The organism is Neisseria sp. HMSC067G12, assembly GCF_001812725.1.
Lineage (GTDB): Bacteria > Pseudomonadota > Gammaproteobacteria > Burkholderiales > Neisseriaceae > Neisseria > Neisseria perflava.
Genome location: NZ_KV810228.1, coordinates 1 through 235, shown reverse-complemented (window position 1 = coordinate 235; position 235 = coordinate 1). Strand labels below are relative to the sequence as shown.

The following is a 235-nucleotide window of genomic DNA, read 5'->3' as shown; positions in this document are numbered from 1 at the left end:
ATTATTGCCGATAACGACACGCCCCGCCCTGTTGGTTACAGAGCCGCTTGTGACTTGGCAATGCGAGCCTTTAAGCAAGGGATCAGGGCAAAAGTATTGAAAAGCAAAACGCCCGGCTATGACGCATTAGACGAACTGAACGAGAAGAAGCAATCAGACAACCATTTCGGAGGACAGACAGCATGAAAAATACCGAAACAGCGAAGCAGGAAAGCACCAACGATTACAACCTTGA

1 pseudogene is annotated in these 235 nt (G+C 48.1%); it reads left to right on the top strand.

What is annotated here, in order from left to right:
* A pseudogene (locus tag HMPREF2871_RS12015) lies at nt 1–186 on the top strand (DNA primase); the annotation flags it as partial.
* Between the last annotated feature and the right edge of the window lie 49 nt (nt 187–235).